Source organism: Cognatundibacterium luofuense (assembly GCF_018139685.1).
Taxonomy (GTDB): domain Bacteria; phylum Pseudomonadota; class Gammaproteobacteria; order Burkholderiales; family Burkholderiaceae_D; genus Undibacterium; species Undibacterium luofuense.
Genome location: NZ_JAGSPN010000611.1, coordinates 1 through 288 on the forward strand (window position 1 = coordinate 1; position 288 = coordinate 288).

Genomic DNA, 288 nt, shown 5'->3' on the forward strand with positions numbered 1-288 from the left:
GCCAGATAGTTCCCATGGCAGAGTATTTCAAACACTCTCCCCATATTCTGCGCTTCATCGAATATATGGATGTCGGTGCTTCGAACGGCTGGCGCATGGGCGAAGTCGTCACTGCGGATCAGATACTGCAACGGTTGCAACAGGCAGACATGCAACTGGCGACACTGGATGCGAATTATCCAGGTGAGACGGCAAGGCGTTGGAAGCATCTGCATCATGCTGGTGAAATCGGTATCATTTCAAGCGTGACCCAAGCCTTTTGCGGCGATTGTTCGCGCATACGGCTTT

1 pseudogene is annotated in these 288 nt (G+C 52.1%); it reads left to right on the forward strand.

What is annotated here, in order from left to right:
- Positions 1-14: 14 nt before the first annotated feature.
- A pseudogene (locus KDM89_RS21860) lies at positions 15-288 on the forward strand (GTP 3',8-cyclase MoaA); the annotation flags it as partial.